The organism is Paraburkholderia sp. CNPSo 3076 (assembly GCF_026343935.1).
Lineage (GTDB): Bacteria > Pseudomonadota > Gammaproteobacteria > Burkholderiales > Burkholderiaceae > Paraburkholderia > Paraburkholderia nodosa.
Genome location: NZ_JAPMAL010000043.1, coordinates 1 through 15,213, shown reverse-complemented (window position 1 = coordinate 15,213; position 15,213 = coordinate 1). Strand labels below are relative to the sequence as shown.

The window sequence follows — 15,213 nt, the reverse complement described above, 5'->3', positions numbered from 1 at the left end:
TTGATATGGCAGCGTCAAAAAGAATCGGCTAACCTTGAACCGAATATCCACCGTCTACCGGAATGACCGCGCCAGTCACGAAGTCGCATTCGCTTGAACAGAGCGCCACTGCAATGCCGGCAAGGTCCTCGGGCTTGCCCCAGCGCCCCTGAGGCGTGCGGCTCAAGATGCCCGCTTCGAGGTCAGGGAAAAGCCGTTTCGCCTCGGCGGTCAGATCGGTTTCGATCCAGCCAGGCAGCAACGTGTTGACCTGAATGTTATGAGGTGCCCATTCAACAGCCCACGCTTTGCCGAGCTGCACGATTCCGCCCTTGCTGGCCGCATAGGCCGAACCGTAGGTCGTGCCGAACAGGGAGAGCATCGAGCCGATATTGATAATCTTGCCGCCACCTGCGCGCGTGAACGCACCATAAATAGCCTGAGCGCAGAAATGCGCGCCGCTCAGGTTCGTATCGACAATCTGGTGCCATTCCTCGGAGCCTAGCTCGTGCCCTTGCTTGCGGATATTCATGCCAGCGTTGTTCACAAGGATATTTAGACACCCGAAATGCTGCTCGGCCTGCTCGATTGCCTTAGTGCACTCACCATGATTCGTGATGTCGGCTTGAATGAAATGGCCGTTTGCATTACCGCCTGACAGCGATTCAATTGCAGCACGGCCCTTCCATCGATCGCGACCAATCAGCACAACACGCGCACCAGCCGCAACCATGCCGCGAGCGATGCCGAGCCCAATGCCACTCGCTCCACCCGTAATGACCGCCACCTTTCCTGAAAGGTCGAACATTGTTGTCTCCTTTTTAAGTTTGAGATACGAACCGGGAATGAGGATAGCCGAGCAGGATTCGGTACGGTGCAGGGAGCTTGCACGACATTTTTCGTGGGCGAGCATTCATAAAACGCATGCTTGGCGACGTGCAAATTTGCGATTGAATCGCCTCGGGAGTTCCGGGGACTGTTTTGCTCGAGTCATGCTACGGAGGCAGACCCATTGAATTTCGCATAATCGGCTTTTGCCTCGTCAGGCGTATCGGTCCCGACCGGTCCGAATGCGCGGCGATGCAACGATGAATGTCGTAACGCTCTACGGATATTTCGTGGCGCCGATTTGCGAACCCGGCATTGTGTTGCCGAGCGAGTGTCTACCGCAGATCTTGGCCGACGACTCTTCGCGTGCGTGTGTTCGCTGCCGCTTCGCCCGCTCACCACGGAAGACTAGTGAGAGTTAGCAGACGACTCCGGCTTCACCTGCTCTCGCGCCGGTAGGCACCGATCGGGGCAGGCCGAAAATCACGCGTTATTTGGGGCTTCACGGCGATGCGCTTGGCTTGTCGTCGCTGTACTGGAGGAGAATGCCCACGCGCGTCGTGCCGAGCAGATTTTCAAGTGCTTTGACGTTCATTCGTCACTCACCTTCCGGACTCGCTCGAGCGCGGCCTGAACAAGCGTTTTCACCTGCGGGGCGGCTGCCTGCGTCTCCGCGGCAAGTCCGCGGGCAGCGCCCTTTGGCACAAGCACGACCTCAAGCCCGAGCTTGTCTGCAATTGCGAAGAGCGTGGAAACCTTAAAGTCCGAACCTGTCAGCGCGCGACGAAGCGTCACGCGGGTAACGCCGGTCGCAGCAGCAAGGTCCGACTTGTCGGCTGATGCAGATTGCGCGTCGTCGGACAGCACCGTGCTCAATTCGCCTAGGGTACGCATAGGAGTAGCAAAGTATCCATCGAGCCTATTTAGATACTTTGTTATCCATGTTGAAAACCTCTCTGCCACCTCAGATAAAACAACCAGCCTGCCCTGCGGCCGGCTATTCAGGGATACTCGGAAGGCTTGATTCGCGCTTGCACATGTTGAGTTTCGCGAATTTCCTCCGCTTCTGCAGCGGTCGCTTCCCTTCTAGGTCAGACTGGAATAGCTGCAGTGAGAACAAGTCCCGAGACGTTCTGTTTGACCGGTTACGCTTAGGTGTCAAGGGCGTAAGGAAGGGGAGCGCCCCCAGTCGAAGAAGCGGTTGGCCGCTTACGACCCGAGGCGGCCGCTGGAGCCAGAGCCATATCTATGGCGGATTCCAAATGTATAACGGCCATACGAGCTTGAGTGCCGCCTGCCAGGTCGTCGGCCTTATTGAAAGCTTCACATAAGGCCGAGAGCGGCCTATCAACGTCACCAGATAAAAGTCTCGTCTGTCACGCCGTTTGTCCGGATTACACGTCCCCGCCGTGCGTAGTACCGCTGATTTCCACCCTCGTCGTTGAGATCAACGCGTGCCCTGGAGAAAAGTCGTTCGAGTGCCCCCAGGAATCATCGTGCTCCTGGGCCAAAACGGTCTGGTGATGGCTAGCAGGCCTCACGAGGCCGTTTTGCCGCCGTTGACCCTGATGATTTCGCCAGTGATGAAGCTCGCCTTGTCAGACGCGACGAACACGATGGCGTGGGCTATCTCTTCGGGGGTTCCCGCGCGCTTGAGCGGGACGTTCGTGAGAAACGCGGTTTTCCGCTCGGCGGTGCCGGTTAGCCGGTCGAGCATCGCGGTCTCGACCGGACCCGGGGCGATGGCGTTGACGCGCACGCCTGAAGCGGCACCCTCGATCGCTGCAGATTTGGTCAAGCCCTCTACAGCGTGCTTGCTTGCCACGTAGAGAGAGGCGTTCGCCGCGCCGCGAGAACCCATCGTCGATGAGACATTGACGATGCTGCCGCTGCCCTGCGTCTGCATCACGCGCATCTCGTGCTTCATGCTGAGCAACGTGCCGAGCACATTGGTATCAAAGACGGCTGCATAGCCCTCAGGAGTCCGGTCCGTTACCGGCCCTGACTGGCCTTCGGTGCCCGCAGAGTTGACCGCAATATCGAGCCGGCCAAAGCGCGCAACCGTCTTATCGACGAGGTTGCGTACCTCGTCTTCGAATCGGACATCCGACTGTATGAACTCTGCTTCCGCGCCGAGTGCGCGAAGCGCGTCGGCCAGCTTCAGGCCTTCGTCCACGCGGCGTCCAGAGACAACGACATGGGAACCTTCACGGGCGAAGGCGAGTGCGGTGGCGCGGCCAATACCAGTCAACGCACCGGTGATCAGAACGACGGGATGGGTAGACATTGCGTTTCCCAGGTGAAGTTTGCGGAAGCGGACTGCGGAGCTGCTTGAGGATTGAAGCCGGCTGCAGTATCTGAGCCGGCCGTCCGGCTTAACCGGGTGTGCTGAATGAGAGCGGAACGCGCTGACCCGTGCGATCAGACTCCACGATCTGGTCCATCAGTTCATGCATGCGAATCGCGTCCGCAAAAGTAGGCGCAAGCGTTGAACCGGCCTTGACGTCACGTGCATAAGCGGAATACAGATTTGCCAACTCCAGGACACTCGCCCCGAGTTCGCTTGGCGGCAGCCATTCATATTCCGCCGGAATCGTCAGCTCAGTAAGCGGCTGGCCGTCACCCCGCGCGAATTCGATGCGGTTGAAGGCGTCGCCAAAGCTGGTGGTGTTCCAGATTTTCAAGTCGCCCTTGCTGCCTGTCACGTCAAGCTGCATACCGAAATTATTGCGCTTTCCCGCCTCGATATGGACTGCCAGCACTGCGCCGTTGGCGAATGTCCCGGCAAGCACGACCTGGTCGGCGTTGGTATGCGGCAATGTTTCTCCCGTTTCCACCAGCGTGACTTCCTTGAACTGATTGACGGCCAGCGCCGACAGGCTTTTCGGATAGCCAACCATCGTCGTGAACAAGGCGTCCAGGAAGTGGCCACCGTAGATCGACAGCAGGCTGGAGAAGTTTTTTTCGGGGACCGTAAAGTACAGTGCGGCAGGCCGTTCACGCTGGAAGTACTCGACGCTCACGTGCAGGCGCACCGAACGTACTTCGCCAATCTCGCCCCGCTCCAGCAGATCGCGCACATATCGGTAGCCCGGATTGAGCCGCCGCTGCAAACCTACGATGGTGCGCACGCCCGCCTTCCCGGCCAATGCGAGCAACTCATTCGACAATTCAGTGCTCGGCGTCAGAGGCCATTCACAGTAGACGTCCTTGCCCGCCTCAATGGCCGCGCGAATGCCCTCTTCATGCTGGAACGCGGGCGTCAACACGAGTACGAGATCGACTTCCGGATGCGATACCAGTTCCTGCAGCGAGCTTGCCGCGTATTTGAACCCATGGCGCGTGACCAGCGATGCCGCCTTTTCCGGGTTGCGGCTGTACACCGCGGTCAGTTCATATTCCGGCAGCAGTTTCAGCGAAGGCAGGTGCCCGTATTCCGACCAATTGCCCAGCCCAACGACGCCCACCCTGATTTTGCCGGAGCCTGTAGCTCGGCTGGCGACACTATTCACAAGAACTCTCCACTTTGAGGCTGTGCAGACCATCCGCGCAGCGACAGGGAAATAGTAGAGATCAGGGGATTGGAGATAAACAGGCTGGGATTCCGATCATTTCGGACACTTCAGTCCGGCTTCGCGACTTTGAGCTGATTCTTTGCCGGACCCTATTAGATCTGCAGATTCTGGCTGATGTAGTCGATAAAGACACGCAGCTTCGGCGAGGCGTAACGGCTTGCCGGCCACAAGACCCAGAAGGTAACGGTCTGGTCAATGAAATCGTCGAGCACGATCTGTAACGCACCGCTCGCCAGTGCGTCGCGCACGAGGAAGGTCGGCAGGAAGGTGAGGCCCTTGTTCTGAAGCGCCAGAAAGCCCAGCACTTCAATGGTGTTGCTGACGAATGTTTGCGGCAACTCCGGCTCCGCTTCCGACGCAGTGAGCCGAAAGGGCCAGCGTTCCAGTTTGCCGCTAGCGGGGAATTTATGTAGCAGACAGGCATGCCGAACGAGTTCAGACGGATGCCTCGGTACGCCGTGCCGCTCGAGATAGCCAGGCGACGCGACCAGCACCTGACCGCAGGAGCCGAGGCGTCGCGATACCAGCCTCGAATCGTGCTGCTCACCCGTGCGTATGACCGCATCGAAGCCTTCTTCGATGATATCCACCATGCGATCGGAGAGATCGACATCGACTTCGATGTCCGGGTACTGCGACATGAAGCCGTCGAGCGCCGGCATGATCAGCCCGGACAGTTGCGGCGTGCTGATCCGCAGCCTGCCGCGCGGACTTCCAGCGGCATCGGACAACTCGGCTTCCGCCGCTTCGACTTCGCCGAGGATGCGTCGGCACCGTTCCAGAAACAACACCCCTTCGGCCGTCAGCGTGATGCTGCGCGTGCTGCGATGAAAGAGCCGCACGCCCAGCCGCTCCTCGGTGCGCGCAATGCTTTTGCCGACCGCGGAAGACGATACTCCGAGCAGCCGTCCCGCTTCAGTAAAGCTGCGCGTTTCTGCCACCTGCACGAACACCGAAATACCACTGAGGCTGTCCATTACCGCTTCCCGAGGTCGTCTAGGACATATTTGTCCGATATCGCGGGTACCTTAGCTTTATTTTCCAATGCTCGCAAATGTCGGTTAGCGAGTTCAACCCGCATGCGCCTCAATTGCGGACTTTCCAGTCCTATATATTCGGAACCTTAGCCTATTTTTCTAAGCCGAGCCCGTCCATACACTTCTCCTCAAGGTCGAAAGCCCGCTGTTGATTGAACGTCACCAGCAACTGAATCTCGAGGAAATCATGTCCAAACTCCATTCCGCAGTCAAAGTCGGTCCTTACGAAGTTTCCCATCGCGTGGTGCTGGCGCCGCTCACCCGCATGCGCGCCGAAGAAGGCGCGAGACCCGGCCCGCTGATGGCCGAGTACTATGCCCAGCGCGCGTCGGAAGGCGGTTTCCTGATCAGCGAAGCCACCATCGCCGCGCCCAACGGCAACGGCTACCTCGGTGCACCTGGCCTCTACGACGACAGCCAGATCGCCGGCTGGAAACTCGTGACGGACGCTATACACGCCAAGGGCGGCCGTATCTTCCTGCAGCTTTATCACGCCGGACGTCAGTCCAACAGCCAGTTGCAGCCGGGCGGCGCACAGCCGGTGGCACCGTCCGCCGTCCCGCACGGTGGCGTCGCCTACACCGAAGCAGGCTGGATCCCGAACACGCCGAGCCGCGCGCTGACCATCCCCGAAATCGCCGAGCTCGTTAAAAGCTTCCGGACCGCCGCGATTCGCGGCAAGGAGGCTGGGTTCGATGGAGTTGAATTGCACGCCGCAAATGGCTACCTATTCGATCAATTCCTGCAGGACGGCAGCAACAAGCGCACCGACATCTATGGCGGCTCGTTTGAAAACCGTGCCCGCTTCCTGATGGAGGCCACCCAGGCCGTTATCGGCGTGTGGGGCAGCGAACGCGTGGCCGTGCGCCTTGGACCGAGCGGCACCTGGGGCGACATGTCCGACAGCAATCCGGAAGGCCTCTTCAGCTACGTCGCGCAAGAACTGGCCAAGCTGAACCTGGCCTACGTGCATCTGATCGAGCCGCGTGTCCTGGGCAACGTCGACGACGACAGCAAGGATCCGAACCCGGTCGCCGCGCAACTGATCCGCAAGCACTACAAGGGCACCATCATTGCCGCCGGCGGCTTCAAGGCCGATACCGCCGAAGCCATCCTGCAGGCGGGCGATGCTGACCTGGTTGCATTTGGCCGCGACTTCATTGCCAACCCGGATCTGCCCGAACGGCTGCGCCGCCGGCTGCAGCTGAATCCGTATGACCGCCCAACGTTCTTTGGCGGCACCGACGTCGGCTATACCGACTATCCGTTCTACAACGCCGACGCGGTAGCAGCGTAAGCGGAGCACACAATGACCTCCACGACCCAGTCCACCTCCCTCGCGCCGCTGTACTGGCTGGCGCTGGGAACTTTCGCAGTCGGCACCGAGAGCTTCATGATTGCCGGCCTGCTGCCCGACATTGCCACGGACCTGCACACCAGCATTGTCGCCACAGGCCAGCTTGTCACGGTGTTTGCTTTGGCCTACGCACTCAGCTCACCGATCCTGACGGCCCTGACCGGCTCGTTTCATCGGCGCACACTGATGATGCTGTCGCTCTCAGCCTTCACCGTTGCCAACATCATTGCCTGGGCCGCCCAGAACTATTGGGAATTGATGGCGGCCCGCATCCTGCTCGCCGCAGCCGCCGGTCTGTATGTGCCTGGCGCCAACGCACTGGCTGGCGCCATTGCTGGTCCAGAACGGCGCGGCACGGCGCTGGCCATCGTCAACGGCGGCATCACGATCGCGGTTGCGTTCGGCGTGCCGCTGGGCGCATTGGTCGGTGATCGGCTCGGCTGGCGCATGACCTTCGCGGGCGTCGCCACCCTGTCCGCTGTCGCCACAGCGGGCTTGATGTTCGGCCTGCCGCGTTCCATTGGCGCAGGATTGCCGACTGCCACGCTGCGCGAGCGTATCCAAGTCGCACGACAGCCAGTCATCCTGATGACCTTGCTCGTCACCACGCTGTGGGCGATGGGCGCCTATACGATCTATACGTATCTGGCGCTGTTCGTTGCCAAAACGACGCCGTTGCACGGCGCACAAATTGGCTTTGTGCTGTTCACCTGGGGTGTTGCGGCAGCCATCGGCGTGTTCATCGGTGGCAAAGCCGTGGACCGCTTCGGCCCCGGCCGCGTGATCATCCCCTGCCTGAGCGTGACGATCCTCGCATTCTCGCTCATGTCGGCGAGCGCGCACTGGCTGACGATGACATTGGCTCTGGTCCCCATTCTGATCGGTGTAGTGGCCTGGGGCGTTGCTCACTGGTCGTTCTATCCCGCACAGCAAGCAGGACTAATTAATCTCGCCGGGCTGCGCGGCACGCCCATTGCCCTGTCACTGAACGCTTCCTTCATGTATCTCGGCTTTTCGCTTGGCGCTGCGCTCGGGTCCCTGACCTTGAGTGTCACCTCAGTGACCAACCTTGGCTGGACCGCCGCTGCGTGCGAAGTCGCTGCGCTGATTCTGACAGCCAGTATCGGCAAGCACCTGATAAGGGCACGAAAAGGGGCGGTCACTGCGGCCTGAGGTATCACTCATGCGCAGCAGACGTTCGCCGCAATTTCCAGGGCACACATCGGCCACATCGTGAAGCCGGGAGAACGTGCTGCGTATGACGCAAATATCGGCGCCGGGACAGCCAGCCTCCTTCAACACGCATTTCCCTGTCCCGGCGGGTAGTGCGCCGCCATCTCTAACGGTCACAGACAGGCAGTAAAGGTGAAACATGACTATCCCGCACCCTACTTACAAAATCGGCGGCGACACCGAAATCCAGCGGCTCGGATTCGGCGCGATGCGAATCACCGGATCCGGTATTTGGGGCGCGCCCGCCGATCGGGTCGAAGCCATCCGCGTCCTGCGTCGCCTTCGCGAACTCAAGGTGAATTTCATCGACACGGCGGACTCGTACGGGCCGAACGTTTCGGAAGAATTGATCCGCGAAGCGCTGCATCCCTATGGCGCCGACATGCTCGTAGCGACCAAGGCGGGACTGACACGCACGGGTCCCAACCAGTGGATACCGCAGGGTCGACCGGAGTACCTGGTTCAGCAAGCCCACGGCAGCCTGCAACGGCTTGGTATCGAACAAATCGGCCTGTGGCAGTTGCATCGCATCGACCCCTTGGTGCCGCGGGATGAGCAGTTTGGCGCCGTCCGCCACCTGATCGACAGCGGCGTGGTCCGCCACGCTGGCCTGAGCGAAGTATCGGTGGCCGGCATCAAGGCTGCATCGAAATATTTCAAGGTGGCGACCGTGCAAAACCGCTTCAACATGGGTGACCGCGGAAGCGAAGACGTACTCGACTACTGCACCGCCCGTGGAATTGGCTTCATCCCATGGTTCCCACTGGCTGCCGGGGCGCTGACCCGTCCCGGTTCGCTGCTCGACTCCATCGCGCGAAGCCATCAGGCAAGCGTCGGGCAGATCGCCCTCGCGTGGCTATTGCAGCGCAGTCCGGTGATCCTGCCGATACCGGGAACCTCCCGGGTCACGCATCTGGAAGAGAACGTGGCGGCTGGCGCGATCACCCTGTCCGACCGCGAATTTTGCCAACTGGATCGCGCCACCGCCCAACGACTGCAGAGCTAGTCCGCCGCTGCACCAATCGCATCCGACCCTCACTAGGGATTGATAATGACCAAGCTCTTTTCGCCGCTTCAACTCGGCCCTTATGAATTGAAACACCGTGTGGTGCATGCGCCGACTACGCGCCTTCGCGCCAACAGCGACGATAGTCCCAGCAAGATCATGCTGGAGTACTACAGGCAACGCGCTTCCGCGGGCGGCGTGATCATCACCGAATCGACGCACGTGTCTTACGACAGCCGCGGCTACCTCGGTGCGCCTGGGATTTATGAAGACTCACACATCCCGGGCTGGAAGAAGATCGCGGATGCCGTCCATGCGAAGGGCGGGCGCATCTTCATGCAGTTGGGGCACGACGGACGCCAGTCGCACGTCGACCTGACAGGCGGGGCGGCGCCGATCGCGCCGTCAGAAGTGCCCTTCGAAGGCGAAGCGCTGACGCACAATGGCTGGGTGCCGGTTTCGATGCATCGCGCGATCGATATCGCCGAAATCCAGACCGTGATCGAGTACTACCGAAGGAGTGCCGAGCGCGCACTTGCTGCCGGCCTCGACGGCGTTGAACTGCACTCCGCCAACGGCTACCTGGCCGACACATTCCTGCAAGATGGCACCAACAAGCGTACGGATGCCTACGGCGGCACCATCGAAAAACGCGCGCGCTTCCTGATCGAAGTGGTCACCGCCCTGGTGTCGGTGTGGGGGGCGAACCGCGTGGGTGTGCGGTTGTCGCCCAGCGGCCAGTGGGGCTCGATATCCGACTCCAATCCCGAGGCGACCTTTACCTACGCAGCAGAACAATTGAACCGGTTTGGCATAGCCTATCTGCACATTATCGAGCCGCGCGTCAAAGGCGTCGAAACGCTCGACCAGCATCAGGAGCCCGTGGCGTCTGCGCTGCTGCGCAGCGCTTTCGACGGCCCGATCATTGCCGCCGGCGGCTTCAATGGCGACAGTGCGGAAGAAATCCTGCGAAAGGGAGATGCCGATCTGGTGGCATTTGGCCGGCACTTCGCCTCCAATCCTGATCTGCCACATCGTTTGCAACACAGGCTGCCTCTCGCCAGTTACGATCGCTCGACCTTCTGGGGAGGCACACATGTCGGCTACACCGACTATCCAAGCTATCAGGATCAGGAAAACAGGCGCTCCGCCTGATAGCCATGTTGGTCACTATTAATTTACCAAGCTAATTACTCATCTGGATCAGCGAGAGTGCCAGATAGGAATTCAGTGAATGATCGCACTTTCTGGGATGGCATTCGCCCAGCAGGAAAGACTGCGTTGATTTCAACAGGGGCGAGCTTGAAGTCAGGAAGCAACGACAGCAGTTGCCCGGATTCAAGCTCTGTTTTACACATGAGTGCCGATGCTCGCGCGATACCCAGACCCTCGCGCGCGCACGCGATGAGTGCTTCAGCAGACGTGAACGAGTAACGCGGATCGATCTTGACTGATATTTTTTCAGCATCGCGCATGAATTCCCAAGGCTGGGTCGGCACACCCGTGGGCCCGAAAATGCAATCGTGTTGTGTAAGCTCGGCGGGCGTTTTCGGTGCTCCGTGCTTTTCGACATATGCCGGCGAAGCCATCAACAGCCGCCTTAGCGTCGCTAGCTTCTTTCTGCCGAATCCTGAATCTGGCAAGGGCCCGAAACGGATTGCCATGTCGACGCCCTCCGCTACCAGATCATGCATGACATCCGCTGTGAGGAATTCCAGCTTCAACTGCGGATGATCGTGCAGAAATCGTTGCAGGTTTGGAATGATAGTCCGGATACACAAGGTCTCGGAGACCGCCACGCGCAACGTGCCCTTGAGACTGCCGGCTCCGCGAGCGACTTCATCCAGCTCGTCGAGGTCCAGCAGAAGCTGTTTCGCTTTCCTCAGGTAATCGTTGCCGGCTTCAGTCGGAACGATCTTGCGCGTCGTACGGAGCAACAGACGCACACCCAGTCTCGCTTCGAGTTCGGACACGATGCGTGACACCGAAGGCTGGGACAGCCCCATTTCGCGCGCCGTGGCTGAAAAACTGCCTGACTCGGCCGCACGGACGAACAGCTTCAACTCCTGGAAGCGATCATTCATTTGACAAACGAATAATTGATCTTCGACGCAGACGGATAGTAACCCTAGCACAAATAGATCAAACTGGATTTATGGAAGCGGGGTGCGGTGAGAAGGTTATCCGTATCTCCGACAGTCGAATCTAAACCGGGAGTTGTATGGAACTGCTCAAGGGAAAAGTAACGCTGGTAACCGGCGGCACGTCGGGTATTGGCCGTGCAAGCGCAATCCTTTTCGGAAAGGAAGGCGCCAAAGTGGCACTGACCGGACGTCGCGCAGACGAGGGCAATGCCGTTGTTTCGGACATTGTCGCGGCCGGCGGCGAAGCCATTTTCATTCAGGCCGACCTGACGGACACGGCAAGCATGACTGACGTGGTTGACCAGGTCGTGGCACATTTCGGTCGGCTTGACTGCGCCTTCAATAACGCGGGCATCTCCGGAGGTGGTCCCCTCGACAAGCTGGATGAAACGACGTGGGACCGCGTGATCGATACGAACCTCAAGGCAGCGTTCTTTGGTCTTCAGGCCGAGGCCGCACAGATGCGCTTGCAGGGCGATGGCGGATCGATCGTATTCAACGGTTCGGTACTTGCCAGCATCGCCTATCCCGGCACGACGATCTACAGCGCCAGCAAAGGCGGCGTCGTAGCACTGACGCGTGCGGCCGCTGTCGAACTGGGTTCGCACGGCATCCGCGTCAACTCCGTCAATCCATCGATCACGAAAACACCGATGACGTCCGCTCGGATCGATGCACACGCTGACGGTACCGAGTCCCACCCCTTCGCGGCGAATATTCCGCTTGGCAGATTGGCCGAGCCCGACGACGTCGCAAAGGCCGCGTTGTTTTTGCTGTCGGACCTGGCTTCCTACGTTAATGGACATGCGCTCATGGTAGATGGCGGTCAAAGCGCCAACTGAGCTTCCAACGCATTGCCAGGGAGTTGGCAAAGCGCCAACGCACCACTAAAGGATCCGTGATGAACACATTGAAGTACTCAACTCAAACTACCGCCCTGGTATTGGTCGACGTGCTGAACGACTTTCTGGCGCCAGACGGCAAGCTAAACGGCATGATCGCGCCGATGCTTGAGGAAACTGCGCTGGTGGAGAATCTCAAGCGGCTTTTGCACGGCGCACGTGCCGCAGGGGTGAAGATTTTCTTTTCGCCGCACGGAGTTGACGAGCATAGCTTCGACGACGTCCCTCATATCCATCCGCGCTTTCAGTTTGGTATCGAAAACCAGGTGTTCTGGAAGGGTAGCCATGGGGCGGACTTCTTTGCACCGCTTCGGCCAGAGGCAGGCGAGACTATCATCAGCCAGCATCGCATGTTCGACTCGTTTGTCGGCACCGATCTGGAACAGCAACTTCGCACCAACGGCATCGAAAAGGTCGTCCTTGCTGGGTTGACCTCCCAAACGTGCGTGGAGGGCACGGGCCGCCATGCTCTGGAGGTCGGTTTCCATGTCACCTTCCTCAAGGATGCTGTTGCCGACTTTACCGAACTGGCTCATCGGGCGGCGATTGACGTTTCCTATCCGACCTATGGCCATGAGGTCCTGACGATCGACGAGTTTTTGAAAGCCGTCGCGGCAACCTGACTGCCATCCGGTTGTTGGACAAGCGGATCGCGCTTGAGAAGCCATCGCGCATGTGCGAATTCAAAACGGCGCTCGTCGCAGACCCTGGCGGGATCGCCGGCAACGCCGTGACCGAAGTGCCGACTGGCCTTCCAAACTGGCGTGTCCGTGTAATCCGCCGCAGCCACGCGATTAACTAAAGTTGAAAAGTCCTGATATGCAAAACACCGTGCAAATTGCGATTGTCTATCACAGTGGGTTTGGTCACACCGCCAAACAAGCCGAGTCTGTCAGACGTGGCGTAGAGAAGGTCGTCGGAGCATCGACGCTGTTTCTTACCTCTGAGGACGCGCAGTCTCGCTGGGATGAGCTTACGAAGTCGGATGCTATCGTCTTCGGCGCGCCGACCTATATGGGAGGCGCCTCTGCACAATTCAAAACCTTTATGGATGCGACATCCAGGCTATTCTTTGACGGCGCGTGGAAGGACAAAATCGCCGCGGGCTTCACGAATTCGGCTTCCAGGTCCGGCGACAAGCTTGGAACATTAATCCAGTTCGCTATTTTGGCCGCCCAGCATGGCATGCACTGGGTCAACCTTGGCTTGCCACCTGCCAACAACCACTCCAAGGGCTCGGAGCAGGAACTGAATCGGCTGGGTTTCTTTCTTGGCGCTGGCGCCCAGTCGAATGCTGACGAGGGTCCCGATGTCTCCCCGCCGCAATCGGATTTGCTCACGGCAGAGTATCTTGGCGAGCGCGTGGCAAAAGTCGCGATCCAATTCGCCCGGGGACGTGTGCCAGCGTGATTGTCCCCGGGGCGCTTCACGTACTGTTAAACGATGACAGTTTGCTGTCGTCAACGGAGATTCAGCAATGCCACTCGTGCGAATCAATCTGTCAAAAGACGCCTCGGATGCAGTCGCTCGTGCAGTCAGTGACTCAGTTTATGAGGCGATGATCAATGTCGCGAATGTTCCAAAGAACGACAAGTTTCAAATCATCTCGCGCCACTCCTTCGATGAACTGATCTATCCCGCCGAGGGCTATTTGGGTATCACTTATACGCCCGCCATCGTCTTCATTCAGATCACGTGGAATTCCGGCCGGTCCATTGAAGTCAAGAAGGCGTTCTACAAGGCCATTGCGGACGGAATTCATGCCAGGACCGGGGTTCGCAAGGAAGACGTCTGGATCAGTCTGGTTGATGTCGCTCGCGAGGACTGGTCGTTTGGAAACGGCGAAATGCAATACGCTCCGAAGGCGTAACCCGGAACGAAGCGCCACGCATGATTCCACCAAGGGCAATCAGAGCGATCGAAGCCGAGAGTCAGCGATTGGGATGCCGCGGGCGAGGTTACTGACAAACTGGGCGGGCCCGGTGACTTGTCGAACCTGGTTAGATTACCGTCGCCATACTTCGACTTGTGTGCCGTGCATTTCAGCACAGAGCGCGCGGCGATCCGGTCACCCGCCATCGCCACGTCGAGGGCCGCTATGGTCCACGGCTCGATTGTCATCGTCCACCCACGAAGGTCCGTTGTGTGGGTGGAATCGACGCTCGAACGTCCGCGCGAAAGTATGTGCGGATGTCCGAAACTGGCCGACTACTGTCCGATGCGGCCGGCAGTCGTCGACAACGGAGATCCCGGGTAGGGCTAACCATAGATTTCAACGCGAGCGCAGCGCTCAAGGTGCGCTTCACCCTCAGCGATCAAATCGGTGGCCACCTCTAGCACCTCGGCGAGCCTGAACAGTAACTGTTCGCGCCACTCTTCGTCGTACGCAGACGGGGATGGAGGTCCGCATGCTGCGCGCGCAGTTCGGTTTCACTAAGCATTGGGGTATCCGCCGGTTCCATATTCATGGGCAGCATTTTACGGCAGCACTTTGAAGTAGCTTGTCCACTGTCTCTATTTGGTTGGTTACGGCCAAACATCGCGTGAGCGCGTCGGCCGCAGCCCGGTTTCTGTTGCGTGTCGTTCCGAAAGGCTATATTGACCGAGCGTGTCGCCTGCGCTAGCGGGTGGCGATCCGGCGTACCAGAGGAGGCTGATATGGACCAATCCTGGCTGGCAATGACTGTTGGTGTAGTAGTGTTGGCAATCGCTGCATCTAGCGTTGTCGCCCACTACCGACGTGAACGGCGTCGAGCGGATCTTCTGCGTAATCTCGATCACCACGAGTGGTTTCGCTGGACGCGGTCGCGGCATTGAATGCCTTTGCGACTCATTTGAGTTGGCGCGGACCAATGCTTAACAGGTTGCTGAAGTACCGCTGAAACATGTCATCGCGCAGAGTTCGTGAAGCGTTGATAGATGAACCACCACTTACCCACTGGAGATCATGCGCGGCGCCGACACTTTCACCGAGAGTTTGTTTTCCGTGCGCAAGCTGGACGACTTCGTCCCCAAGTCGCATCCGTTGCGTTCGATCCGCGTAATGGCGAACGAAGCGCTGGCGAAGATGGATCGACTGTTCGCCGAGATGTACGAAGCGGACATAAAAGGTGGACGGCCGAGCATCGCGCCGGAGAAGTTGCTGCGAGCCA

General features: G+C 59.2%; 14 protein-coding genes and 1 pseudogene. 9 read left to right on the top strand and 6 right to left on the bottom strand.

Translation table 11 applies throughout. From position 1 onward, the window contains the following. Nucleotides 1-28 precede the first annotated feature (28 nt). The 5 genes from M3A49_RS35840 to M3A49_RS35820 form a co-directional block, all read right to left on the bottom strand. Nucleotides 29-787, bottom strand: a complete 759-nt coding sequence (locus M3A49_RS35840; protein WP_266233109.1) for an SDR family NAD(P)-dependent oxidoreductase — start codon at nucleotides 785-787, stop codon at nucleotides 29-31. Nucleotides 788-1,398: 611 nt separating this feature from the next. Further along, the gene (locus M3A49_RS35835) at nucleotides 1,399-1,674 is read right to left on the bottom strand and encodes a helix-turn-helix domain-containing protein (protein WP_266233108.1); all 276 of its coding nucleotides are present in this window, start codon (nucleotides 1,672-1,674) and stop codon (nucleotides 1,399-1,401) included. 670 nt (nucleotides 1,675-2,344) lie between these two features. Beyond that, the gene (locus tag M3A49_RS35830; RefSeq protein WP_266233107.1) at nucleotides 2,345-3,094 is read right to left on the bottom strand and encodes an SDR family NAD(P)-dependent oxidoreductase; all 750 of its coding nucleotides are present in this window, start codon (nucleotides 3,092-3,094) and stop codon (nucleotides 2,345-2,347) included. Between the two features lie 88 nt (nucleotides 3,095-3,182). Beyond that, complete coding sequence (locus M3A49_RS35825) at nucleotides 3,183-4,319, bottom strand: Gfo/Idh/MocA family protein (RefSeq protein WP_266233105.1); 1,137 nt, start codon at nucleotides 4,317-4,319, stop codon at nucleotides 3,183-3,185. Between the two features lie 155 nt (nucleotides 4,320-4,474). Further along, nucleotides 4,475-5,359 carry a LysR substrate-binding domain-containing protein gene (locus M3A49_RS35820; protein WP_266233104.1) on the bottom strand — a complete coding sequence of 295 codons (885 nt, stop codon included), beginning with the start codon at nucleotides 5,357-5,359 and terminating at the stop codon, nucleotides 4,475-4,477. A gap of 247 nt (nucleotides 5,360-5,606) precedes the next feature. On the opposite strand from M3A49_RS35820, the gene M3A49_RS35815 reads away from it, so the two are divergent. From M3A49_RS35815 to M3A49_RS35800, 4 genes are all read left to right on the top strand, one after another. Then, entirely contained in the window at nucleotides 5,607-6,716 is a 1,110-nt protein-coding gene (locus tag M3A49_RS35815; protein WP_266233103.1) for an alkene reductase, read from the top strand. Between the two features lie 12 nt (nucleotides 6,717-6,728). Next, a complete protein-coding gene (locus M3A49_RS35810) occupies nucleotides 6,729-7,949 on the top strand; it encodes an MFS transporter (RefSeq protein ID WP_266233102.1) in 1,221 nt (406 codons plus the stop codon). A 199-nt stretch (nucleotides 7,950-8,148) separates the two neighbouring features. After that, on the top strand, nucleotides 8,149-9,015 hold the full coding sequence (locus M3A49_RS35805; RefSeq protein WP_266233101.1) for an aldo/keto reductase: 867 nt from the start codon (nucleotides 8,149-8,151) through the stop codon (nucleotides 9,013-9,015). A gap of 45 nt (nucleotides 9,016-9,060) precedes the next feature. Continuing rightward, complete coding sequence (locus M3A49_RS35800) at nucleotides 9,061-10,170, top strand: alkene reductase (RefSeq protein ID WP_266233100.1); 1,110 nt, start codon at nucleotides 9,061-9,063, stop codon at nucleotides 10,168-10,170. Between the two features lie 35 nt (nucleotides 10,171-10,205). Here M3A49_RS35800 and M3A49_RS35795 read toward each other — a convergent pair whose 3' ends face one another. After that, on the bottom strand, nucleotides 10,206-11,099 hold the full coding sequence (locus M3A49_RS35795) for a LysR family transcriptional regulator (protein WP_266233099.1): 894 nt from the start codon (nucleotides 11,097-11,099) through the stop codon (nucleotides 10,206-10,208). 137 nt (nucleotides 11,100-11,236) lie between these two features. On the opposite strand from M3A49_RS35795, the gene M3A49_RS35790 reads away from it, so the two are divergent. The 5 genes and pseudogenes from M3A49_RS35790 to M3A49_RS35770 form a co-directional block, all read left to right on the top strand. After that, nucleotides 11,237-12,001 carry an SDR family NAD(P)-dependent oxidoreductase gene (locus M3A49_RS35790; protein WP_266233098.1) on the top strand — a complete coding sequence of 255 codons (765 nt, stop codon included), beginning with the start codon at nucleotides 11,237-11,239 and terminating at the stop codon, nucleotides 11,999-12,001. Between the two features lie 59 nt (nucleotides 12,002-12,060). Continuing rightward, a complete protein-coding gene (locus M3A49_RS35785) occupies nucleotides 12,061-12,684 on the top strand; it encodes an isochorismatase family cysteine hydrolase (RefSeq protein ID WP_266233097.1) in 624 nt (207 codons plus the stop codon). A gap of 196 nt (nucleotides 12,685-12,880) precedes the next feature. Continuing rightward, nucleotides 12,881-13,471 (top strand): flavodoxin family protein, encoded by a 591-nt coding sequence (locus M3A49_RS35780; RefSeq protein ID WP_266233096.1) that lies wholly within the window; start codon nucleotides 12,881-12,883, stop codon nucleotides 13,469-13,471. 67 nt (nucleotides 13,472-13,538) lie between these two features. Continuing rightward, entirely contained in the window at nucleotides 13,539-13,931 is a 393-nt protein-coding gene (locus M3A49_RS35775) for a tautomerase family protein (RefSeq protein WP_266233095.1), read from the top strand. A 1,077-nt stretch (nucleotides 13,932-15,008) separates the two neighbouring features. Then, nucleotides 15,009-15,213 (top strand): annotated as a pseudogene (locus M3A49_RS35770) (IS5/IS1182 family transposase); the annotation flags it as partial.

Bases quoted from the DNA above. Each gene is read 5' to 3' on its own strand.
- M3A49_RS35840 (WP_266233109.1), bottom strand. From the start codon at position 787: ATGTTCGACCTTTCAGGAAAGGTGGCGGTCATTACGGGTGGAGCGAGT.
- M3A49_RS35830 (WP_266233107.1), bottom strand. From the start codon at position 3,094: ATGTCTACCCATCCCGTCGTTCTGATCACCGGTGCGTTGACTGGTATT.
- M3A49_RS35820 (WP_266233104.1), bottom strand. From the start codon at position 5,359: ATGGACAGCCTCAGTGGTATTTCGGTGTTCGTGCAGGTGGCAGAAACG.
- M3A49_RS35815 (WP_266233103.1), top strand. From the start codon at position 5,607: ATGTCCAAACTCCATTCCGCAGTCAAAGTCGGTCCTTACGAAGTTTCC.
- M3A49_RS35810 (WP_266233102.1), top strand. From the start codon at position 6,729: ATGACCTCCACGACCCAGTCCACCTCCCTCGCGCCGCTGTACTGGCTG.
- M3A49_RS35805 (WP_266233101.1), top strand. From the start codon at position 8,149: ATGACTATCCCGCACCCTACTTACAAAATCGGCGGCGACACCGAAATC.
- M3A49_RS35800 (WP_266233100.1), top strand. From the start codon at position 9,061: ATGACCAAGCTCTTTTCGCCGCTTCAACTCGGCCCTTATGAATTGAAA.
- M3A49_RS35795 (WP_266233099.1), bottom strand. From the start codon at position 11,099: ATGAATGATCGCTTCCAGGAGTTGAAGCTGTTCGTCCGTGCGGCCGAG.
- M3A49_RS35790 (WP_266233098.1), top strand. From the start codon at position 11,237: ATGGAACTGCTCAAGGGAAAAGTAACGCTGGTAACCGGCGGCACGTCG.
- M3A49_RS35785 (WP_266233097.1), top strand. From the start codon at position 12,061: ATGAACACATTGAAGTACTCAACTCAAACTACCGCCCTGGTATTGGTC.
- M3A49_RS35780 (WP_266233096.1), top strand. From the start codon at position 12,881: ATGCAAAACACCGTGCAAATTGCGATTGTCTATCACAGTGGGTTTGGT.
- M3A49_RS35775 (WP_266233095.1), top strand. From the start codon at position 13,539: ATGCCACTCGTGCGAATCAATCTGTCAAAAGACGCCTCGGATGCAGTC.